Below are 22,561 nucleotides of genomic sequence, written 5' to 3' on the forward strand. Positions count from 1 at the left end.
AATACTCAGTAATTATATTTTACCTAAATTTAACAATTCAATTTAAAGTCTATATAAAAATATCTACTCTTTTACAAACACATACTCCTTATTATTAGATAAATCTTCTTGATATTTATACCCTTCTAAGTTAAACTTTTTTAAGTCGTTAATATCTTCTATTTTATTTTTAACAATATATTTTACCATCATTCCTCTAGCTTTCTTTGCTTGTGTAGATTCGACTTTTAACATATTATTTTTATTTATTTTAAAATTACATGTTACATATGTATGATTGTCATCAATAAATTTTTCCACAGTTTTGCTGTATTCACTTGATGCAAGATTGACAATAGCTGTATTTTCTTTGTTTAATTCGTTATATATACTGTCTCCCCAATATTCATATAAATTTTTAAATTCTCTTATCTGTAACTTTGTCTGCATTTCTAATCTGTATTCATATATACTATCATAGGGTTTTACGACCCCATACAATCCACTTATGATTCTAATACAACTATTTGCAAATTCCTCATCTTGCTTTGTAAAATTCTCTGCTTCTATATTTTTATATTGTATTCCAGCATAAGTTAAGATTGCAGGAGTACCTAAACTGTCAAATTTAAAATTATCAAATCTACTCTTGTTTAATATAGCTAATTTTTCGTTGATTTTCATTTTACTTTTGAAATCCTCTACACTAAAGGTTTTTATATTCTTTGATATTTCTTTTGCTTTTTCTATGAAACAGGGCAAGCTTAAATCTCTATCAAATTCTTGTACATTCTTCATATTTTTAGCTGGTGATAACATTATAATCATAAATTTCTACTACTCCTATTTTTCCAAATATTCAAGAATCTCTTGTGCATTTGTATCTGGTTTTGCTTTTTCAAAAACTTTTTCAATAATTCCACTTTCATCTACAATATAAGTTGCACGAACAACTCCTAAAGCAGTTTTCCCATACATTTTTTTCTCTTTCCACACATCAAAAGCCTTAATAGTAGTTAAATCTGGGTCAGAAAGTAAAATAAAAGGAAGCTCATGCTTTTCTGCAAATTTTTGATGTGATTTAATACTATCTTTACTTATCCCAATAACTGGTATATCATTATTTTTAAATCCTTCATATGCGTTCCTAAATGCACATGCCTGACGTGTGCATCCTGGTGTATTATCTTTAGGATAAAAATATATTACCACTTTTTTCCCCTTAAAATCAGACATACTGACTTTATTTCCATCTTTATCTTCTAATGTAAATTCTGGTGCTTTTGTACCTATACTTAACATAAATATCTCTCCTTTTGTTTTTAATCAATAATTTATACTATATTTATATTACTACCCTATATTTCTATATATAAATAAAATATTTTACTTTTTATATAGAAAACTTCATGAATATGTAAATCTTATATACTGAAAATTTCAAGCTTTATTTGATTAGAACATTTAAACTGGAATTTATGTTAAGTAATTAAAATAAGCAGGATTTAATTTATGTATTAAATCCTGCCTATTTATTTTTATTCTTCTAATACTCTAATCTATATAAATTTAAATTCTTCTACATCAAACAGACCTAAATCAGTAAGTCTTATTTTTGGAATAACAGGAAGAGCCATAAATGAGAGTGTAATAAAAGGGTCTACATACTTTGGAACTCCCATTTTTCTTGCTATTTTTAACATATTATCAGTTGTTTCTTGCACTTCATCTGCTGGAAGAGTACTAATTAATCCAGCTACTTTAAGACTTAAGTGAGCAAGTACTTTTCCATTTGATACAATTACATAGCCACCCTGTATATCTCTCAAGTAATTTACTGCAACTATAATATCATCATCATTATCTCCTGCAACTATGATATTATGTGAATCATGAGCTACAGTAGTTGCTATTGCTCCATTTTTTATGCCAAACCCTTTTAATGGTGCAACTGATATGTTTCCAGTCATTCTATGTCTCTCAACAACACAAAGCTTTGAATATTCTTCATTTGGATTGAAATATCCATTTTTGTTTGGTATAGATTCAAATAATTTATTTGTCAGAATTTGATATGGTACAATTTCCATTACATAATTTTTTTCATTTGACTTTAATTGTATTTTTTCTCTATCAACGTCTTTAAATTTGACTGTATTGAGTAAATCTTTATCCTTAATTTCATAATTATAATCAGAAAAAATTCCCTCATCTATCAATTTACCATCTTTATAAACACTACCTACCTCCATGTTTTCTAAATTGTTTAAAACAACAATATCCGCTTTATATCCAGCACCTATTGCTCCAATTCTATTTAGACCATATGCTCTTGCTGAATTGTAAGTTGCAATTTTAATAGCTTTAATTGGCTCCATACCCAAATCGATTGCACACTTTATATTCCATCTTATATGACCTTGTTTTTCTATATCATCCAAATGTTTATCATCTGTACAAAACATAAATTCTTCAATTGGTAAGTTGTGTTTCAATAATCCCTTTATTATGGCTTCTAAGTTTTTTGCTGCACTTCCTTCTCTTATAAAAATTTTTAAACCTGCTCTTAATTTTTCATACACTTCATTAAAAGTTATACATTCATGGTCATTTTTTATTCCTGCACATACATATGCTTGAAGTGACTTCCCACTTATATTTGGTGCATGTCCATCTGCAATTTTATCTTTAAAAGCCTCTAATTTATCTAAAATTTCCTCTTCCGCAGATATGACATCATTAAAACACATTACCTCTCCTAATCCTAAGATTCTAGGATTATTTATGTAAGCATCCATATCTTTTGCACTAAAATTTCCTATTCCATTAGTTTCAAATCTTGTTGCAGGGACAGATGATGGTAGCATAATATATACATTTAAGGGTATTTCTTTTGTTGATTCTAGTAAAAAGTCTATTGCACTTGCTCCTTTTACATTGACTAGTTCATGAGGGTCAGCTATAACAGTTGTTGTACCTGACTTTAGTAATTTTTTTGATAATTCAATTGGCATTACCATTGTAGATTCAATATGCATATGTGCATCAATAAAACCAGGTGATAAGTATTTACCACTACAATCAATCTCTATTTTACCACTATATTCGCCGATTCCAACAATTGTATCATCTACTATTGCTACATCTCCTACTAGTAATTCTTCTGTGAATACATTTATAATTGTTCCATTTTTAAGTACAATATCAGCTTTATCTCTTCCACTTGCAACATCACACTTTTTTTTCAAATTGCTCATTTTTACAACTCCTCTTAAATTTTTTATATCAATATACTTGTTGTATCATATATTATAGTTTGATTTATTAATATATATTATATATGAGTTTCAATAAAAAGTATTGATTGAAATTTATTCCATAGCTTATTAAATTAAACAAAAATAACATAAGAAACAATAATATTATTTCTCATGTTATTTATAAATATTTTAATTATATTAAATTTTATTTTTTATATTTTTAATACTTGTTACTATATCCATAGTATAGATTTATGTATTTTTATCATTTATATTAAAATCTACTTTCAATTAACCTAAAAAAGCATAAACTATAATTCCTACGATTATAGCTGGTATAGTAGTAATAATCATAGCCCATAAGGAAGATTTTTTATCCATTGCTAAAAGCGGAAAAAGTGCATCTCCATCTTGAGATATGGAATTAGCTATTACTGCACCAAGTGGTATAGTTCCTTTCAAGTAAAATGACATAAGTACAATTTGTATACCGCACCCTGGAATAAGCCCAAGACCTGCACCTATAAATACACTAATTACACCTGTTGATAAAACTAAATTAACTAAGTATTCATCTCCACCTAAAACCAATATTATCAAATCGTAAATAAGATATGCAATAAAAATCCATGTAATAACAAATGAAATTTCACCTACAGAATGTATAAGCATTTCTCTTAGGGAAATTTTCTTATTTTCTTCCTCTTTTTGATTAGAATTTTTAAATACCTTTTTAAAACACCACATATAAACTATTGAGAATAGTATTCCTATAACTGCTATTGCTTCTTCTAGTGAATGTAATTTTTCAATAATAGGAAGATTTATTCCAGAATGAGCAAGAGACATAAATATAAAACCTATTAATACAATTCCTATATAAATTTTGTACCCTTTACCATGTGTTATTATAAATGCAAGTCTATTTGTATTTCCATGAGATTTAGCTAAATTATCCAAAATTATATCATCATGATTATGCGATTCTTCATTATCTTTATGGTAATTTTTATCTGTATTATGTTTTTCTGATTTTCCATATTTATTTAATTTCAATTTTTCTTCTAACTTAAAATAATCTACTAGTTGTCCTGTTATTACTCCTGTAATTGTACTAACTATAGTCACAAAAAAATACATTTTAATATTTGATGAAATAAGTATAAATGCAGCATCTCCCATACTTGCTATTAAGCTTGCAATGATTGCTCCAAAGCTTAGTTTTCCACTTATATATAATGGCATTATTGCCAAACTCCCACCACAACCTGGTATAGCTCCTATCAAAGCTCCTATTAAAGGTTGATATTTTCTATTTTTTGATATAATATTAGTAAAATTACCACTAGTTTTATAGTTTATATATCCAAATAGCAAAATAAAAAATCCAATCATAGAACCCACATGTAAAAATGCTTCTTCAGAAGCAGATATTAACATTTCCATTAATTTACCTCCTATATTAATTTCGCAATAATTATATTATATTTCATTTATTATTGATAATCAATATCATTATATCTTTTAAATTTCTAATATTAAAAAGTGCATATCTTATATTGTTAATTTCTTGCATATTAAGATACACACTTTCTGATATTAGGTTATCTAGTTGCCATATGTAATTTTATATTATAATATAAAATTACATATAGATATTACAACAAATTTTATATATTATACCGATATTACACATTTTTTCATCGTTTACTATATTTATAAATTTTCAATAAATGTTATTACTTCCTCTATTATCCAATCTGGTGTAGATGCTCCTGCTGTCACTCCTAAAGTTTTATACTTCTTAAGCATATTTACATCCAATTCGTCTTTAGTTTCTATTGCAAAAGTTGGAACTAAATCTTCACAAACTTTTACTAACTTTTGAGTATTAGAGCTGTGTTTTCCACCTATAACTATCATACAATCAACTTCTCCTGCTAATGCTTTAGCTGCTTCTTGTCTAGTTTTTGTGGCTGAACAGATTGTATCATTAAATACTATATTTTCTAGTTTATCAGCTAATTTATTAACTATATTTGAATATAAATCTGGATTTATTGTTGTCTGTGCAACAACACAATATTGTTTTGAATTATCAAATTCCATATTCTCCATTTGCTCTACAGCTTTTATTATTATTGCTGAGTTTTCGCACCATCCATTTATACCTATCACTTCTGGATGTTTCATATCTCCAATAACTATTATTTCATAACCCTTATTATGATACTCACTCACTACTGTATGTATTTTCTTTACAAATGGACATGTAGTATCTACAATTTTAAGTTTTTTATTTTTAGCTTCTTTGTATACTTTCTCAGGAACTCCATGAGATCTTATTATCATATTTTCATAATCTGGTATTATATCGATTTCATCTACAGTTTTAAGACCTTTTTGTTCATATCTTGCTACTGCTTGCTTGTTATGAATAAGAGGTCCTAAAGCATATATTCCAGAATCATTTTTCTCTACTTCATCCCATGCCATTTTCATTGCTCTCTTTACTCCAAAGCAAAATCCTGCATTTTTTGCTATTTTAACATTCACAAAATCCCCCCCTTATTTTGAATATTTAAAGTAATTCTGTTTTATTATTTCTAAAACTTCTTGCGACATTCTTTCATGGTCATCATTACTTAACTTTTCTTTAAAATGTTCTTCAAATGATATTGGCTCTCCAAAGTACACAATTACTTTACTAAAAGGTTTATACTTAGATATTATCGATACTGGTACAACCTTAGATTTACTCTTTATTGTAAATAGAGAAAGACCTGCCTTAGCTTTGCCAAAGTTGTCTCCTTTAATTCTTGTTCCTTCTGGAAATATTCCTAATATATAACCATCTCTAATTGACCTTAAAATAGTTTTTATAGTGGATACATCTGGCTTTTCTCTATTTATAGGCATAACATGCAATTTTTTTAATATAAAACCTAGTGGCTTCACTTTAAATAATTCTTGTTTTGCAATAGCTGCTATCTCTCTATTCTTTATAGCTGCAGCTAAAAATACAGGGTCAAGATTTGATTTATGATTTGAAGCCACCACTATATTTCCTCTGTCTGGTATATTTTCGGCACCTATAACTTCATATTTAAAAAACACTTTAGAAAAACATCTAAAAATATTTATTGCAAATCTATAAAAATTCACGTTTATCTCCCTTCAATACTACATTATATTTTCATTTTAGATAAATTGAGCTTAAAAACTTATCTTAGATACAACTTCTTGTACAACCTGATCTATAGTCTTTCCTGTTGTATCTATTTCTAGTGCATCCTCAGCTTTTACTAGTGGTGCAAATTCTCTATTTGAATCAATTTCATCTCTCTTTACTATATCCTCAATTACTTCTTTTAAAGTAGTATTATATCCTTTATTGCAAAGTTCTTTATAACGTCTACTTCCTCTTTCTTCTGGTGTAGCTACTAAAAAGAATTTATAATCTGCATTTGGAAAAACATATGAACCTATATCTCTACCATCTAATATTACTGAACTTTTTGTTCCAATTTTTCGTTGAACTTCAACCATCAACTTTCTTACTTCTTTTATCTTAGCTACATTGGAAACATTATTGCTTACTTCTATTGTTCTTATTTCATTATTTATAATTTTTTGGTCTAAGTATATGTTATTATTTTCAAAATCTATATCTGAATTTTTAGCTATTTTAATAACCTCTTTTTCATTATTAACATCAATATTATTTTTTAAACACTTATAAGTAACAGCTCTATACATAGCACCTGTATCTATATAATTTATATTTAGTTTTTCTGATACTATCTTAGCTATTGTACTTTTACCAGCCCCTGCTGGTCCATCCACAGCTATAATCAAATTACTCATACCTACACCTCTATTTTATTTATATTTAATAATCGACTTATCAAAAACTTATACACTAATCCCTGCAAGATATCCAGTTGAAAATGCTATTTGTAAATTATATCCACCAGTTTCTGCATCTACATCTATCACCTCACCTGTAAAAAATAAATCCTTTATTAACTTAGACTCCATTGTAGAAGAATTAATTTCTTTAACTGAAATACCACCAGAAGTAACCATTCCAGTGTTTATCCCTGTAGTTCCATTACAAGTTAGTTTCATATTTTTTATATACTCAATAATTTTAATCTCATCAGCCTTAGATAAATCATTTGCTTTTTTATCACTTAAAGATAATATAGAAAGAATTTCTTTTAAGAAGTTTTGAGGTAATATCTGTTTAAGATTATTTAAGATATTTTTATTTGGAAATTCTCTAATTATATTAGAAATTTCATTGACATCTAAGTTTGGTAAAAAATCTATATTTAATTCTATCTTATCTTTTTCAATAATCTTGTTGATATAAGAAGAGATTATAAGTACACAAGGACCTGTTATCCCAAAATGTGCAAATAACATGTCTCCTGATTTTGATATTTTCTTTTTCTTAATCTTACAAGATATTTCTACATTTCTCATAGATATTCCTTGCAAAGCTTTAATCCATTTTTCTTCTATTGTAAGTGGCGCTAAAGCAGGATATAGTTTATTTAATGTATGTCCATGATTTTGAAGAACCTTATACATTGAACCATCTGAACCTGTTTTTGAATAACTAACTCCTCCAGTTGATATAATGACTTTATCTCCTAATATCTTATCTCCATTATCTAAAATGACACCTTTTATTGAATAATTTGCTTTATTATTGTTATGGTCACCTTGTTCAGTAATTTCTTCAGTTATAATATCCACAACTTTTTTATTATACATTATCTTTACATTATGATTAATTAAGTCCTTATTTAATAATTCTATTACTTCTATAGACTTATCATTCTTAGTATAGACCTTGTGGTCATTTTCTTCTTCAATCTTATATTCTAAATTTTTACTTTCAAAGTACGATATAAGATTTTTATTTGTAAATGTATAAAAGCTACTGTATAGAAATTTTTTATTGTTCACAACCTTATCAAAAAAATCTTCTATCTCTCTATTGTTGGTAAAGTTACATCTACCTCCACCAGTTGCTCTTAACTTTCTCCCTAACTCTCCATTTCTTTCAATCAATATTACTTCATTATTATTTTTCGAAGCTGACAAGGCTGCCATCATGCCAGATGGACCTCCACCAACCACTATAACTTTACTCATAAACTTCTCCTTATAATTTGATACTTACTCAAGTGCAGAATTATTTATTTTTACATGATTTTTTATATGACTTGTATCATTCATCTTTATTACTACTGGACCATAATCTTTAAACTCTACTATATTTAAAGCAGTATTATCTTGCTTAATTCTGTATATATTTTCCATACCTGACTCTAAGAATGATAGTAACATAACCCTCAATGTAATTGAATGTGTAACAAGAACTATATTTTTATCATTGTATTTTTCATTTAATTCCTTTATAAAAGTATCCACTCTTTCTTTTATAATTTTAAGAGTTTCTCCTTCTGGTATATTTACTAAATGTGGCTCATTTCTCCATGTTGAATATATATCTGAATAGTCTTTTTGAATTTCTTTTATTAAAAGACCTTCCCAAACTCCAAATCCCATTTCTCTAAGTGCTTCAGTTTTTTGTACTTCAATATTGAGCTTATCACCTAAAATTTGAGCTGTTTGCATTGCTCTTCCTAAATCACTACTAAAAATATAATCAATCGAATACTTACCAATGTCTTCAGAAAGTTCTCTTGCTTGTTCTATCCCTTGTGGTGTAAGGTCAGAGTTACCATGACCTTGTGTTTTTCCTAATAAGTTCCAGTCTGTTTGTCCATGTCTTACTATATAAAAAGTATTTCCCATATTTCCTCCTAATATATCTGTCTATTTTTTATTAAATATAAATTGTCACTTCTCAAACTTTAATTATACCATATAATAGTTTACTATGTTTCTATTTTATAACTTAATCTAATATATCCTTCTTAGCTCATACTATTTATATTTACCACAATTTATTATATAATAACAGGTTTTTTCTCAACTTATAAAAAATAATCATCATATTTTATTTATAAAATTCTTCAAATCTATATTCTTGAATTGGATTAAAATACCTATCTCTATCTACTTTTGATAAAAACATATCTAATGGCCTTGCAAATATCCCTGTATCATCATATAGAGTTTTATATAAAACCAAATTATTATTATCTTTTTCTTTTTTATGATAAAAACTTCCATTCATGTCTATATATATATAAATATTTTCATCTAGCTCAGTATGCTTAACATCTAGCTTATACCTAATTTTGTTTTTAGTTGAACCTTTTTCATTGTATGTTTCACAGATTTTTTCTATATCATTATTATCAATGGCTTTGCTCAATCCCATTGTAGCATAATATTTTCCTTTAAAATGCTTATAAATACAAGGACATTTTAATTTTCTTTCATCAATGTTTAGACTATTTTTTGGTTTATCCATTTTACTATCCTCTCCTATATGTATTTTTTAAAAAATATGCTTTATCTTATTATTTTTTATTTTAAAATAAATTTACAAACTAAGTTATTTAAACTTTTTCAAAATACAGCAATTTTTAATATTCAAATTATATATTATAATTTGTCTAATATTTTTACACATCATATAATATATTTAGTTGTTTATGAATTTAATTTTTATTTATATAAATATATTCTACTTTTCTTATTATGTAGTTATATAAAATCATGTAGTTATATAAAACTTATCCTATATTTTATTTATTAAAAGCAATACTTGTCTTATATTTTATCATAATTTAAAGTTTATTAATAATACAATAAAATAAATAAAGAGGCTGTATAAAATACAGCCTCTCAAAGTTAATATTTATAATCATATAATTTTTCTAACTTCTTTTCTAATTTCTTTTTTCTATCTAAACCTAAAACTCTTATAAAATTATTTCCTACAAAAATACAATTATTGCTGAGATAAAATTCACACTTATCTAAATTTACAATATAACTGTTACTGCATTTGAAAAAATTTTCTTCTTTCAGTAGTTTTCTTACACTAGAAGAATTTTCTCCAATATAATAAGTTCCATTTTCTGTATAAATTTTTGATTCATACTCTTGCTTTTCTATGTACAAAATTTCTTTAATGTTAATTGAAAAACGTTTATCTTCGTATTCAATATTAATAAAACATTCCTCTTTCATTACCATCCCTCCAAGTATTCTTATTAATTTAATTTTAGTGTTTTTTATCAATATAATCTATCGGAAATATATGTAAGATTAGTCTATTTGAGATATTTATAAAGTTATTTTTGATACTGACCTACAGACTCTTTTTTTAACATTAATTTTTAAAGTTAAAATAGCTTATTATAAATAACATCAGTAATTATAAATACATATTTCTTTAATAAAATAACTTTTCAATAAAATTGTGTAAAATTATACATATAAAAGTAAATATTGACTTTTATATGTATAATTTAAAAAATTAAGATTTAATTATGAATTTGTTAAAATAATTTTATACTTCTTAATTATCAATTAAAATCTCAATAGACATATTATAAATATATATGTATATTTATGTATTTCTTTTTTGATATTCTGTTACTCCCTCAAGTTATATCTAAGCAAATTTAATAATATAATCTTTTTACTATAAAAACTTGATAAAAGTGTTCCCATATATTTTACACATACATTTCATTTTTTCAAAAAAACAATGAAGTTCATATTTGTAAATTTTTTTAATTTCTGTTGAAAGAATTCGAACATTTGCTTGTTCTGAACTAGAAGCAAATGGAAAACGTAAAACACCTTGCAGAGTAACTGGAGTCTGTTCAGAGTGTTTTTCACTTGAGTACATGTGTTGCAATATAGTTGTTACACATATGTCTAGATATAAAAAACGCATAAAAGTGATTTTGGTTGATACATAGCTAGGATGTTAATATTACATTTTTTTATATTTACTAATATCTCTCCTTACAAAATAGGCATTTCTTGAAGTTATTAAAAAATCTATAAGTAATTTTACAAATGTTACATGGTATAGTTATAGACATAAAAAAACAGTCTATATGTTAAAATAAACTGCTCTATAAACTAAAACTTGATAATTTTTTAAATATTATCAGTTCTTCTACCATACAACTTGAGAATACATTTATGTAATCTTACTTATATCACTAATACGCTCATTTTAGAAAGTCTTAGCATAATCAACTTTATCTACTTTACCAGATAATTCAATTTTCAATCTTTTAAGACAAATAAGCTATAATATATCAATTAGAAATATATACTAAGCTATTTTTATATGTATTAATTAATTTATTATATTATCTTTTTTATCTTTAATTTTAAGAATTATACGTATTAATGCAAATATTGAGATATTGGATAATATCAATAGTAAAACTATTACTAGAAAGACAACTCTTCTTTCAGGAGAAATCTTTATAAGATTAATAATATAATCGTAAAGTATAAAAAATGATAATAAATTTGCTATCATTGGAACACATATATACAATTCTTTTTTACTAATTTTAAAATTAGTACAAGAAATTTTATAAATGTATAATAATATAATTAAAATCAATTTTCCAAAAAAGATAGCTTCATACCTGTATAAATTTCCACTAAGTAAAATATTCATATTATCTAAATTGTTCATTGAAACTACTAATAGCATACTCAATGCATTTATACCTATTAACACCATCCAATAAAAAAACAAAACCACTAAACATTTATATATATTGACCTTATAATTAGACTTATAAAAAATAAAAGTTATAAGAATACATATCCATATTCTATCATTAGCTCCTACATTTATATAAAAAGAACAGATAATAAGAAAAATAGAAAATAAGAAAGATATATTTAGCTTCATTAAATTAGTTTTTACTTTACTTGTATAATCAAAAACTTTCTTGCATGCCCATATCTCTATAATAGAAGAAACAATTGTTATAAACGTGTCTAACATAATAACTCCCCAAAAATAATTAATTTATATCTTCACAATAAAATATACCATTAAAAATACATACTAATTATAACATAAAATGGCACTTAAATTTGATATTATCACTTAATGATTTTAATAATAGTATAAAATCAACTAACGAAATATTAACCACTAAATTGTTAACATTACAATTAGAAAATATAAAAATTATTTCCTCATTTTATTTTAATTATGCTCAAAAATATAAGTTGACTCTAAGAACAATTAGAAACAATTAAGGAAGTTTGATATGATTAAATAAAATAACGGCTTGAATTAAGGAAAAGTAATGAATTAAAAAATTATTTTTAAAGCTAAAAGCATGGAGAACTAAAATAGGTGGTATCATTTAACTTGATACCACTTACTTTAATTATTAATAGGTATTTTATTGAATTTACGCCTATTAATCATCAATTTATAAATAGTTGGTAACTTATTAAATAATACCAATATAGATTTTTGTATATATCTATCTATTAAAAACTTAAACATATAAATACATATATTTATTCATCCTTTAAATTTTTAAAATGATTTTCAAATAAATCTAATGCATCTTTGTCAATCACTTCATCTTCATGTAATGCTGAAAGTAAACTTTGTAAAGAATTATCATGTATATTACTTAAAAAATCTTTTGTCTCAACATTCAAATATTCTTTGTGACCAACAACTATCGTATAATGAGTATATCTATCTATTTTTTCTGCATTCAAGAAATGCTTTTTAACAAGTCTTGATAAAAGTGTCAATGTTGTTGTTTGTTTCCATCCATATTTTTGTTCCATAGCTTCAATAGTTTCTTTTGATGTTACTGTATCATTTTTCTCCCAAATAAACTTCATAACTTTTAACTCTGCTTGTGGTATTTTTGAAATTGTCATAGCCTTACGCCCCTCTCAAACTTTTATTAAATTAATACTATCGCAATATAGTTTTTAAGTCAAAGATTTTGTCGATAATAATATTTTCCAATTTTTTCCATAATTTATTTCTTGCTATAATTCTATAACAAATTACATAAGTAATGATTATTCTACATAATAAATTTAAGTACATAAATAAGATATAGATTATCAAAGAAATAAAAATTTAAATTTTCTTATTGATTCATATATTAGAGACCATATATATCATAGACATGTTTATATTTCCTATTTTTGTAGAGAAATGATTTCAAAAAACTAAAAGTGTATTTGTATTTAATTTTTTGGAATATTCTTCTTAAGATTAATTTAGATTTCAATAATATGTCTATTTTTAAGTTAAAGTTTTTTTTAAATCTTTGATTTATTCTATCTTATTTTAGACAATATAAAATAGTAATTTTCATAAACTGTAACTTAATTTATAATAACTATTCTAATTACTTATCCTCTTAAAATCATATCCTATATTTAAATTTAATTTTTCATTATATCAAAATAATTTTCAATTAAATAAAAAAATGAAAAATAAAAAAAATTACTTACACTAAAATTTTTCTTAATGTATAATCCTAATATAAATAAATTAAATTGGGAGGTAAATAAGTATGCCACAAAATAAAAAAGAAAGTTTGATATTCACAGTGCTTATGTGTGCTTTTATGGTATTTTTTATGAGTATCTATAATATCTCTTTACATGAAGGTCTTTCATCAGAAACTGTAAAAAATGCTTGGATGGGGTTTCCGCTAGCCTATGTAGTAGGTATGATTTTTGATTGGTTTATTGTTTCTAAAATTGCTAAAAAAATTGCATTTTGCATTGTAAATCCACAAAGTAAACAAATTGCAAAGGCCATTGTTATATCAAGTTGTATGGTATGTGGGATGGTTATATGTATGTCTTTATTTGGAGCCATTGAATCAGTTGGTTTCTCTAGCACAACCTTATTTGTATGGGCTGTTAATATACTCAACAACTTTATCATTGCATTGCCGTTGCAACTACTAATTGCAGGCCCTTTAGTGAGATTTGTTTTTAGGAGATTATTTCCTGAAGGAACAATTGTAGACTGTTTATAATTCACAAAACTACATAAAACTTTATACTATAAGTATGTTTATCCTAAAGCAAACTACTACACTATACAATAATTTTTAATTAATGGCAAAATAAATTTATTACCAAATTTATTTTGCCAGCAAATTTATTCTTAATCGTATTTTAGATTTATGAAATACTATTCAAATTCATTTAATTTATTTACATCTAATTTTTCATCTTTTCTATTTATTAAAACTGAAATTAAAATCTTAAGTTAAATTTTATGTATGTTCTTTATAAATCTTTTTATTTCAAATTTTTGATATTTCTTTTGCTAACATTTTATAAAATTTACATTTATCTCTTTTTTAACCATCAAAGGATATTTCAACTTTTACTTATCAAAAGTCAGTAAATGTAGAGTATTCCAGTTTTAATATATCATAAAAATTTACTCAATCCATCCATCTTTTCTTCTATAATATTGTTTAGGAAATTCATAGCTTGAAAACATTAATGGAGATAGAGAATATGAGTAACTACCTGCATTATTAATTGAAATCACATCTCCTATAACTGCCTTTTTTAATTTAACATTATTAGCTAACACATCTAATGATGTACAAAGATTTCCAACTATTGTTACATATTCTTCTTCTTCTGAACTACTTAATACTGAAAAATAAAATGCATGATTTGATGTATATAATGGTTCTTGCCCTTCTAATTCTACACCACAAGTTACTTTCTCAATTAAATTAGAAATAATAGGTCTCATAAATCCATTAAGACCATTTCTTACAACAAGATACTTTATCCCTCTTGATACCTTAATATCGACAATTTTAGTATAGTAATTGCCTGATGTGCAAACTACAAAACGACCTGATTCAATAAAGAGTCTAGCCTTTAATGTATTTGCATTAGTAGAAACAATCTTTTCAGTTAATATTGAAAGCTTTTTAAGATTAACTGGACTTTCTTTAAGATTGTCATATACTACTCCAATACCACTACCAAAATTTATAAATTCAATATTTATATGTTCACTTTTATTTAAATTTAGTGCTATGAGAAAACATTTTTCATAATAACATCCTAACTTTTCAAAATCTAACACTTGAGATTTAATATGTATATGAATTCCAACCACAGATATATAGTTACAAAGATTTAGTATTTTAAAAACATTATCTATATCTTCTATATCAATACCAAACTTGCTTGATATAGAGCTATCATCATCCATAGTAAAAGCAGGATTTATTCTTATGCCTATTTTAATTTTTTTATTTTGTTTTTCTGATATTTTATTTATAAGTTCTATTTCTGTTATACTATCTGCAATAATTATACACTTATCTAAAACAGCTTCTAGCTCCTCTTCTAGCTTTCCTGGTGCAGAATAGTAAATATTATCTCTATCCACTCCACATTCTTTTGAAATCAACACTTCTTTCATGGATGCTGCATCTGTTCCAAACCCTTGTTTAGCAATGCTTTTTACAATTTTATTATATGGATTTGTTTTGATGGAATATAAAAAATCAAAACCTAAAATACTATTTTTTAACTCCATACATCTTTCGATTATATTAACCTCATCATATATATAACATGGTGCATGTTCTTTTATAAAACTATATTCTTGATTTAAATACATATTTTATACCTCCAAAGTTATAGATGATTTTATTAATTAAGTTCCTATACTGTTTATAATATATTTTACTATAGATTGGTATAGTTAACTATATACATATGCTTAAAGTATGCATTTCAAGTATTTTATATAGTAAACATTCAATAGTAATATTTATAAGTTTTTATGCCATAAATTCATCTATCTAATAAAAAAATATAACTTAAAATTATTATATTGAATATATTTTATATCCAATCTTAATTGTTTTTGCCTAATTTTTTGAATGATTTATTTCAACTTTATTACAGATTAAAAAAGTGTATTGTTGTTAATGTATTCTCGTAGTATCCTAAATTTATATGAAACTTTAAAATTGTGAGGTTATATATGAAATTTTTAATGGTCTTTTTAGCATATTTTTTAATGTATATTTTACTGGTACGTATTGGAAAAAGAATTAATAAGATATATCCATACAAAAATCATATTTTTACATGGATGATTTTAATTTTATTAGCATTCTACATAGTTACTAATATTGCTAGTTTTCTAAAATCACTTCTTTAGGCTGTTGGTTTTAAACTACTAAATGAAATGAAACTCATTTTATAGAATATATATTTAAAAAGTTTTTATAAAATTTAAATATTACTATATCATTAAACATTATTTTAAAATAATATGGAGGTGTTAATATGAAAGTATGTATTCTTATGGGAAGCCCTAAGAAAAATGGTAATACTGCTTCTATTTTAGAACCATTTATAGAAGAACTAGAAAACTATAATGCAAATCTTGAAATGTTATGGTTGTATGATTATCAAATAGAACCTTGTATTGCCTGTAAAAAATGTCAAGAAAATTTATCTTCTTTTGGATGTTGTCGTCAAGATGATGTTCATAAAATTTTCAAAAAGGTTCTTATGTGTGATTTAATTATTCTTGCAACTCCAATTTATTCTTGGTATTGCACTTCTCCAATGAAAGCATTGCTCGATAGATTGGTATATGGTATGAATAAATACTATGGTGATGAAAAAGGACCAGCACTATGGTCAGGAAAATCAGTAGCACTTATTACAACTTGTGGATATAGACCTGAAAAAGGAGCTGATATCTGGGAAGATGGTATAAAGCGTTATTGCAAACATTCACAGTTAAAATATATAGGAATGCTTGTTGAACGTGATTTAGGTAAGCCTAATTTTATGGATACAGAAAAAGAAGAACATTCTCGTCAATTTGCAAAACAAATTTATGATATTTTAGAGAATTCATTTAAAGCAGATAACTGTTAAGTACATAATGCTACATGGAAAGTATTGGTAATATAAATAGAGCTTATAATAATTTTAAAATTATATAAGCTCTATTTTTATATGTTTTTATTCTCCAATTGATATATTATTTATGCCACTGTTTTTAACTTCGACAATTGGTTGTCCATTTCCTAAGATATAATCTTTAGACCAACCTTCTGGTAATTTATTCAGACCATTTCCAATCAACTTCAAGTGTAAATTTGATGGTTCTTTTTTCAAGTTTAATTTGAATATGCCATCAAAGGTATCTTTGCTGTCCTTTCCAAACAAACTTATATTGCCACTTATATTTGTAGCTGTTACATTTACAATTCCATTGTTTCCTCTAAACTTTATCTCAGATGATATAGTTTCGGCTGTTACACCTGAAATCCCACTATTAGTATTTATATTAAAAGGATATGTTACACTTTTGTCGATAACTTTCGCAATTCCATCATTGACATCAACTGTAGCTCCCCCCTTAATATTATAAAGTTCTACTGAGCCTCGTTCAACATCTACTTTAAAATTAGAATACACTTTATCTGGAATTCCAATCTTTATTACATTTACTCTCTTATCTTTATTTGCATTTATCATATTATCGCCATTCATATCTTGCAAGGGACCATCTTTCTTCTCTATTGTTTTCTTAGCACTTACAACCAACTTTCCATTTTTTCCATTATTAGAAGCAGTCTCTTTATTTACAGAAAAAGTACAATTTTTTTCATTAGTTACACTTACATAATCAAACTCAAATTTATCAGTATTCGTCTTTTCAACAACTACACCTAAATTATCAGTTTCTATATATACTTCAGAAACTTCATTTCCTTCAATTGAAGTTAAGTGTTTTACAATATTTGGAGTTATATTCATATTATTATATTCCACCATATCTAAACATTGTTTATATATATTGGCATCAATTCCTCCAACTTTTGTTATACTTTTAGCTCCTTTTAAAATACTTTTATTACTTCCATCAGCAACTAAAACAATTGGCTTTTCTTTTGCTAGAGGAGATAGTGTTAATGCATCTACTAATTGATATCCTCTTGTTATGTAAAAGTCAGTTGATTCATTATAAAACTTTTCTATTACTTTTTTATTGGTTTCAAATCTATCATTTCCACCAACTCTAGTTGCATTAGTCTCCCTTACCAAATCCTCATTTATTGCAGATTTGCCACCTATAGCATAAATATTTAATCCTTCAATCTTAAATGGAATTGATTTACCATCTGTAAGTATTATAGCTCCTTTGTTTTTTGCAGCTACAGGTGCTATGCTCATAGCATCAGCCTCTCCTACAAACCCATTTGTCAACATGACATCTTTTACCTTACTAACTTCATTTATTTTTTTTGCTACATTGTAACTAGTTTCAATTCTATTATTTCCACTTATCCTTTCTACTTCAATACCTTTTCTTTTTATATCTTTTTCCACGGAACTTTCAATAGTATTATAACCACCAATTATATACACTTTTTTTACAACGTTCAAATTCTTGTTATCTAGTCTATTTGAAGTGGCTTTTGGTATTTCATCCTTTTTAGTCAAAAGTATTGGCGCGTTAATAGCCCCAGCTAGTCCACTTGATGAAAGTCCATCAGATAAATTTTTATCTCCATTAACCAATATTACAGTGTCATAAGTCTGCCTATCTGCTATAAGCCCTGCTGTTTCATATCTATCAGTTCCTATTATAGAATCTTCTTTGATTTGTGCACTTGCAGTTAAACTATTAAAAAGAATTAGAGTCAAAGCCAAAGTTGATATACCTATTTTTTTACTGAATTTTTTGAACTTTTTATTCATAATTCCTAATATTTCCCCCTTATTATAATTAATTATTTTTTTAATTTTTATAAATTTACCTCTTTACTTACAAATTATAGCATAATTTTATAATTAAATATCTATTCACCTAAAATTATTTAATATAAAAAAGCTGTATTTCTATTTATTAATTACTTGACTATTAATTAATAAATAGAAATACAGCTTAAAATGTTCGACTTTTTACCAAGGTTATTTAATCCGATTAATAAACTAAAAATTTGCACTCTACCAAATATAAGGTATAATACGATATTTTGTTTTTTGACAATATTCTTTATACCCATCAAGTTCAGCACTAAGCAACTTTTCTTCATCTAATATACGAAACACAACTATTATGCATAAAGGAATTGCAGCAATCATTCCCCACCATGAATTCAGTGCTAGAGGTGTAAAAAGTATAATTAATATAGCACCTAGATACATAGGGTGTCGCACAACTGAATATGGTCCATCAGTAATTACTTTTTGATTACTCATAACAACTATAACTTTTGATGTAAAAGAATTGTAGCGAAAAACAAAGAATACAATTATAAATCCAATTAAAATAAGTACATCTGATATTATTGTCAAAATAATTGGAATACTAGAACAAGCAAAGCGGTTGTCTAGAGCTGGTACTCCTAGCAATCCAAATAAGAAAAGAAATCCAGCGATACTTTGACCAAGTATTTGTTGTGGACGTGTTTCCTTTGATTTGATGCGACGTTCAAGTAATACTGGGTCATTAATCATCAGGTAAATTGTAATTATACAAGTTGGAATACAAAAGGCAGTCAGAAATATCCATCCTTGCCAAAAATCAATTGTACCAGTTAAACCAAAAATTAAGCATGCTAAAACTAATATAAAAGCAATAACAGATACACTTGCTAAAATGTATAAAGATTTTATTTTTTCTTGCATTTAAAACCTCCAGCACAGCTTTTTTCTATAAAAGCAATAAACTATATGTAAGATAAATTAAGATAAATATAGAAAACAATTATAAGTTAATAAAAAATTAAGTTCCTTAGACTTTTAAATATATTATAAAATTATTTGCTACCATTGTTTGTTATTGTGGCAATTTGGTAGCAAATTTTATTTCTATCCCATTTTTTAGAATATACTTATATTAAAATATTTTTATTGCATAGTTTGATATTTTTCAATATTTATACAGCTTTTATCATCATCTTGCCACCATCAAATGCATACTCAACCATATTATGTTCATATAAATATGTTATATAAGAACGTATTGTACTACCAACTAGAACATATTGATTAGCATCTAATTTAACATTGTACACATCACACATTTTTTCAATGACTTCATCAATCATAATTGGTTCACAGCAAACCTTTTTAATATTAGATATTATTTCTTCCATCTTATCTTTATTTACATCAATTAAATCTTGTATACTTGTAGTCTTGACAGAGTGACTTGGAACAAAAAAATCTGCATCAAGAGTTTTCATTTTTTCTAACGTTTTAAATTGTGAATCTATATCTAACAAAAAGAAGAAATGATATTTACTAATTATATTTTCTGGTGTAAGACTGTCTGCAACAAACAAAACATTATCTGGAGTTCTAACACCAATCATTTCAAAATAATGACCAGGAAGAGAAATCGCTTCAAGTTCTGTATCTAAAATTTTTCCATTTGAGGGTATAATATAATCAACTTCACTCTCTTTTGCTAATAAAAATTTATTTTTTAGTGCTTTACTTGGATACCCTCCATACAAAAATGCCGATTCTAATATTGGATTTTCTGTAAAGTATCCTTCTATTTTAGTTGTAGCAATCTTACATTTTGTTTGATTTTTCAAATATGCATTCCCTCCTATATGGTCTGCATTTGAATGAGTGTTTATTATTAATTTAGGATTTAAATTATGCTCCTCTAATAGTCTAAGAATTTGTCTAGCAGTATCTTTGTTATTTCCACTGTCAATTAAAATTGCATTATTTCCATCTACATATACACCTACTATTGTAGGAAGTGGAATATAATATGTATTTCCTTTTATCTTCTCTAAAGTCAGTTTAGCCATTTTATAACCTCCCTTTAAATTTATTTTTAATTATAGCATTAATTTTCAGAAAATTCCAATCAAATTATTTTTATAATATGTTTTTATTTTTTTTATTAAAAATTGGAAAAACTATATAATATATATTATAATCTATATATAAGGAGTGATGTTATTGAAAAAAGATAGAATAACTTTTTCAGAAATTTTAATATTAATCGTAGGCTGTATATTAATGGCAATTTCTCTTAACATGTTTTTTAATCCACATGCAATTGCTGCTGGTGGTATAACAGGTCTTGGAGTTGTTTTAAATTCATTATTTGGTGTACAACTTTGGATTGTCAATTTACTTTTAAATATACCTCTATTCATATTTGCTTACAGAATACTTTCAAAGAAAGATTGTTTTAAAACAGTCTTAGGAATAATTTTTCTTACTATAGCACTTAAAGTTACTGCAAATATGACTACACTAGATATTACAAATGATATGTATCTTGCAATTATATCTGGTTCTATTTTAATGGGAGTTGGTCAAGGCCTTATTTTTAGAATAAATGGCTCTACAGGTGGAACCGATTTGATGGCACTCCTATTGAATAAATATTTCCCTACACTTAGTATTCCTGTTTTGATGGGTATTGTTGACTGTGTTGTAGTAGTACTATCGGGAATAGTAAATAAGCAAGTTGAGATTGCACTTTATTCAACTGTGGCACTATACATTTTAGTAAAGGTCAGTGACTTACTTATTGAAGGATTTAATTATTCAAAATCATTTACTATTATATCTGACCTGTCAAAAGATATAAGTAAAAGAATAATGGAAGATTTAGATAGAGGCGCAACTATTCTAAAAGGTGAAGGTGCTTATACTGGAGAAAATAAAAATGTGCTTTTAGTTGTAGTTGAAAAAAAAGAAGTTGTCGAACTAAAAAAATTAGTGAAAAGTGTCGACCCTAATGCGTTTATAATAATTACAGATATACATGAAGCTTTAGGAAATGGATTTAAAAAAATAGAATAATCACAAAAACAAACAGCAAGCATAAATTTCAAATATAAAAAACTTATATTTTTATATTTGAAAATTGTGCTTGCTGTTTTTCATACAATAAACAGTCAAAAAATACACTACTTAGATTTATTTTAAGATTTATCTCATTATTCTAAGTTCACATTATTTATTAGTTTAATATCTATAATTACATTATAATTATCTCCCAACTTTGTATAAATTCCTATGCATATAATCTTATCTGCAAACTAGAAGTTTTTATAATTATTATTCTCCATTATATCATTTATTGATTTTTTTAACAATTAAAGCAAATATAAACTTAAACACCTATGTAATTACTAACTATAAAGTGTTTTAAAATTACACAAGACCTATATTTATAGATTATAAGATATTTATATAAAAATGATTCATAAATATAGCCAAATTGCTCTAAATATGTATATAATAAAAATAATATGATGATTATATTTAACACTGTCAATAAAACT

At 25.5% G+C, this 22,561-nt stretch carries 21 protein-coding genes; 3 read left to right on the forward strand and 18 right to left on the reverse strand.

Annotated features, from left to right (window positions below; all coding sequences use genetic code 11):
- Positions 1-63: 63 nt before the first annotated feature.
- From yaaA to IC213_RS04845, 14 genes are all read right to left on the reverse strand, one after another.
- On the reverse strand, positions 64-807 hold the full coding sequence (gene yaaA / locus IC213_RS04780) for a peroxide stress protein YaaA (protein WP_227823866.1): 744 nt from the start codon (positions 805-807) through the stop codon (positions 64-66).
- A gap of 15 nt (positions 808-822) precedes the next feature.
- Complete coding sequence (gene bcp, locus IC213_RS04785; protein WP_227823865.1) at positions 823-1,281, reverse strand: thioredoxin-dependent thiol peroxidase; 459 nt, start codon at positions 1,279-1,281, stop codon at positions 823-825.
- A 257-nt stretch (positions 1,282-1,538) separates the two neighbouring features.
- A complete protein-coding gene (gene ade / locus IC213_RS04790) occupies positions 1,539-3,236 on the reverse strand; it encodes an adenine deaminase (protein WP_227862799.1) in 1,698 nt (565 codons plus the stop codon).
- A 294-nt stretch (positions 3,237-3,530) separates the two neighbouring features.
- Positions 3,531-4,685, reverse strand: coding sequence for a putative manganese transporter (locus IC213_RS04795; protein ID WP_227483118.1), 1,155 nt, complete (start codon positions 4,683-4,685; stop codon positions 3,531-3,533).
- A gap of 270 nt (positions 4,686-4,955) precedes the next feature.
- The gene (locus IC213_RS04800) at positions 4,956-5,795 is read right to left on the reverse strand and encodes a 4-hydroxy-3-methylbut-2-enyl diphosphate reductase (protein ID WP_227436045.1); all 840 of its coding nucleotides are present in this window, start codon (positions 5,793-5,795) and stop codon (positions 4,956-4,958) included.
- A 12-nt stretch (positions 5,796-5,807) separates the two neighbouring features.
- Entirely contained in the window at positions 5,808-6,404 is a 597-nt protein-coding gene (locus IC213_RS04805; RefSeq protein ID WP_227436043.1) for a lysophospholipid acyltransferase family protein, read from the reverse strand.
- A 51-nt stretch (positions 6,405-6,455) separates the two neighbouring features.
- Positions 6,456-7,106, reverse strand: coding sequence for a (d)CMP kinase (gene cmk, locus IC213_RS04810; RefSeq protein WP_227436041.1), 651 nt, complete (start codon positions 7,104-7,106; stop codon positions 6,456-6,458).
- Positions 7,107-7,154: 48 nt separating this feature from the next.
- Positions 7,155-8,408 carry an NAD(P)/FAD-dependent oxidoreductase gene (locus IC213_RS04815; protein WP_227834351.1) on the reverse strand — a complete coding sequence of 418 codons (1,254 nt, stop codon included), beginning with the start codon at positions 8,406-8,408 and terminating at the stop codon, positions 7,155-7,157.
- A gap of 24 nt (positions 8,409-8,432) precedes the next feature.
- Complete coding sequence (locus tag IC213_RS04820; RefSeq protein ID WP_227436028.1) at positions 8,433-9,074, reverse strand: histidine phosphatase family protein; 642 nt, start codon at positions 9,072-9,074, stop codon at positions 8,433-8,435.
- A 205-nt stretch (positions 9,075-9,279) separates the two neighbouring features.
- The gene (locus tag IC213_RS04825; RefSeq protein WP_227483122.1) at positions 9,280-9,699 is read right to left on the reverse strand and encodes a DUF1653 domain-containing protein; all 420 of its coding nucleotides are present in this window, start codon (positions 9,697-9,699) and stop codon (positions 9,280-9,282) included.
- A 383-nt stretch (positions 9,700-10,082) separates the two neighbouring features.
- On the reverse strand, positions 10,083-10,424 hold the full coding sequence (locus tag IC213_RS04830; RefSeq protein ID WP_227436024.1) for a LytTR family transcriptional regulator DNA-binding domain-containing protein: 342 nt from the start codon (positions 10,422-10,424) through the stop codon (positions 10,083-10,085).
- Positions 10,425-10,881: 457 nt separating this feature from the next.
- Positions 10,882-11,139 (reverse strand): hypothetical protein, encoded by a 258-nt coding sequence (locus tag IC213_RS04835; protein ID WP_227862800.1) that lies wholly within the window; start codon positions 11,137-11,139, stop codon positions 10,882-10,884.
- A 414-nt stretch (positions 11,140-11,553) separates the two neighbouring features.
- Positions 11,554-12,222, reverse strand: a complete 669-nt coding sequence (locus IC213_RS04840) for a histidine kinase (protein WP_227845324.1) — start codon at positions 12,220-12,222, stop codon at positions 11,554-11,556.
- A 530-nt stretch (positions 12,223-12,752) separates the two neighbouring features.
- On the reverse strand, positions 12,753-13,130 hold the full coding sequence (locus IC213_RS04845; protein WP_227436021.1) for a BlaI/MecI/CopY family transcriptional regulator: 378 nt from the start codon (positions 13,128-13,130) through the stop codon (positions 12,753-12,755).
- Positions 13,131-13,780: 650 nt separating this feature from the next.
- Here IC213_RS04845 and IC213_RS04850 point away from each other — a divergent pair.
- Positions 13,781-14,254, forward strand: a complete 474-nt coding sequence (locus IC213_RS04850; RefSeq protein ID WP_227436019.1) for a DUF2798 domain-containing protein — start codon at positions 13,781-13,783, stop codon at positions 14,252-14,254.
- A gap of 413 nt (positions 14,255-14,667) precedes the next feature.
- Here IC213_RS04850 and IC213_RS04855 read toward each other — a convergent pair whose 3' ends face one another.
- Positions 14,668-15,879, reverse strand: a complete 1,212-nt coding sequence (locus tag IC213_RS04855; protein WP_227862801.1) for a pyridoxal-dependent decarboxylase — start codon at positions 15,877-15,879, stop codon at positions 14,668-14,670.
- Positions 15,880-16,556: 677 nt separating this feature from the next.
- Between IC213_RS04855 and IC213_RS04860 the strand changes: the two genes are divergently transcribed.
- A complete protein-coding gene (locus IC213_RS04860) occupies positions 16,557-17,159 on the forward strand; it encodes a flavodoxin family protein (protein WP_227483126.1) in 603 nt (200 codons plus the stop codon).
- Positions 17,160-17,246: 87 nt separating this feature from the next.
- Here IC213_RS04860 and IC213_RS04865 read toward each other — a convergent pair whose 3' ends face one another.
- The 3 genes from IC213_RS04865 to IC213_RS04875 form a co-directional block, all read right to left on the reverse strand.
- Positions 17,247-18,992, reverse strand: a complete 1,746-nt coding sequence (locus IC213_RS04865; RefSeq protein WP_227862802.1) for a cell wall-binding repeat-containing protein — start codon at positions 18,990-18,992, stop codon at positions 17,247-17,249.
- Positions 18,993-19,241: 249 nt separating this feature from the next.
- Positions 19,242-19,754: a methyltransferase family protein gene (locus IC213_RS04870; RefSeq protein ID WP_227862803.1), complete on the reverse strand. Its 513-nt coding sequence runs from the start codon at positions 19,752-19,754 to the stop codon at positions 19,242-19,244.
- A gap of 422 nt (positions 19,755-20,176) precedes the next feature.
- A complete protein-coding gene (locus IC213_RS04875) occupies positions 20,177-21,067 on the reverse strand; it encodes an MBL fold metallo-hydrolase (RefSeq protein WP_227862804.1) in 891 nt (296 codons plus the stop codon).
- Between the two features lie 148 nt (positions 21,068-21,215).
- On the opposite strand from IC213_RS04875, the gene IC213_RS04880 reads away from it, so the two are divergent.
- On the forward strand, positions 21,216-22,076 hold the full coding sequence (locus IC213_RS04880) for a YitT family protein (RefSeq protein WP_227851045.1): 861 nt from the start codon (positions 21,216-21,218) through the stop codon (positions 22,074-22,076).
- The last annotated feature ends 485 nt before the right edge of the window (positions 22,077-22,561 follow it).

Origin of the sequence: Clostridioides sp. ES-S-0049-02 (assembly GCF_020658465.1) — a bacterium.
Classification (GTDB): domain Bacteria; phylum Bacillota; class Clostridia; order Peptostreptococcales; family Peptostreptococcaceae; genus Clostridioides.

What these genes read in the sequence shown, in the direction of transcription:
- IC213_RS04880 (WP_227851045.1), top strand. Translation starts at nt 21,216, where the DNA reads ATGTTATTGAAAAAAGATAGAATAACTTTTTCAGAAATTTTAATATTA.
- cmk (WP_227436041.1), bottom strand. Translation starts at nt 7,106, where the DNA reads ATGAGTAATTTGATTATAGCTGTGGATGGACCAGCAGGGGCTGGTAAA.
- IC213_RS04850 (WP_227436019.1), top strand. Translation starts at nt 13,781, where the DNA reads ATGCCACAAAATAAAAAAGAAAGTTTGATATTCACAGTGCTTATGTGT.
- yaaA (WP_227823866.1), bottom strand. Translation starts at nt 807, where the DNA reads ATGATTATAATGTTATCACCAGCTAAAAATATGAAGAATGTACAAGAA.
- IC213_RS04820 (WP_227436028.1), bottom strand. Translation starts at nt 9,074, where the DNA reads ATGGGAAATACTTTTTATATAGTAAGACATGGACAAACAGACTGGAAC.
- IC213_RS04795 (WP_227483118.1), bottom strand. Translation starts at nt 4,685, where the DNA reads ATGGAAATGTTAATATCTGCTTCTGAAGAAGCATTTTTACATGTGGGT.
- IC213_RS04825 (WP_227483122.1), bottom strand. Translation starts at nt 9,699, where the DNA reads ATGGATAAACCAAAAAATAGTCTAAACATTGATGAAAGAAAATTAAAA.
- bcp (WP_227823865.1), bottom strand. Translation starts at nt 1,281, where the DNA reads ATGTTAAGTATAGGTACAAAAGCACCAGAATTTACATTAGAAGATAAA.
- IC213_RS04865 (WP_227862802.1), bottom strand. Translation starts at nt 18,992, where the DNA reads ATGAATAAAAAGTTCAAAAAATTCAGTAAAAAAATAGGTATATCAACT.
- IC213_RS04830 (WP_227436024.1), bottom strand. Translation starts at nt 10,424, where the DNA reads ATGAAAGAGGAATGTTTTATTAATATTGAATACGAAGATAAACGTTTT.
- IC213_RS04875 (WP_227862804.1), bottom strand. Translation starts at nt 21,067, where the DNA reads ATGGCTAAACTGACTTTAGAGAAGATAAAAGGAAATACATATTATATT.
- IC213_RS04840 (WP_227845324.1), bottom strand. Translation starts at nt 12,222, where the DNA reads ATGTTAGACACGTTTATAACAATTGTTTCTTCTATTATAGAGATATGG.
- IC213_RS04835 (WP_227862800.1), bottom strand. Translation starts at nt 11,139, where the DNA reads ATGCGTTTTTTATATCTAGACATATGTGTAACAACTATATTGCAACAC.
- IC213_RS04860 (WP_227483126.1), top strand. Translation starts at nt 16,557, where the DNA reads ATGAAAGTATGTATTCTTATGGGAAGCCCTAAGAAAAATGGTAATACT.
- IC213_RS04855 (WP_227862801.1), bottom strand. Translation starts at nt 15,879, where the DNA reads ATGTATTTAAATCAAGAATATAGTTTTATAAAAGAACATGCACCATGT.
- IC213_RS04815 (WP_227834351.1), bottom strand. Translation starts at nt 8,408, where the DNA reads ATGAGTAAAGTTATAGTGGTTGGTGGAGGTCCATCTGGCATGATGGCA.
- ade (WP_227862799.1), bottom strand. Translation starts at nt 3,236, where the DNA reads ATGAGCAATTTGAAAAAAAAGTGTGATGTTGCAAGTGGAAGAGATAAA.
- IC213_RS04845 (WP_227436021.1), bottom strand. Translation starts at nt 13,130, where the DNA reads ATGACAATTTCAAAAATACCACAAGCAGAGTTAAAAGTTATGAAGTTT.
- IC213_RS04870 (WP_227862803.1), bottom strand. Translation starts at nt 19,754, where the DNA reads ATGATTAATGACCCAGTATTACTTGAACGTCGCATCAAATCAAAGGAA.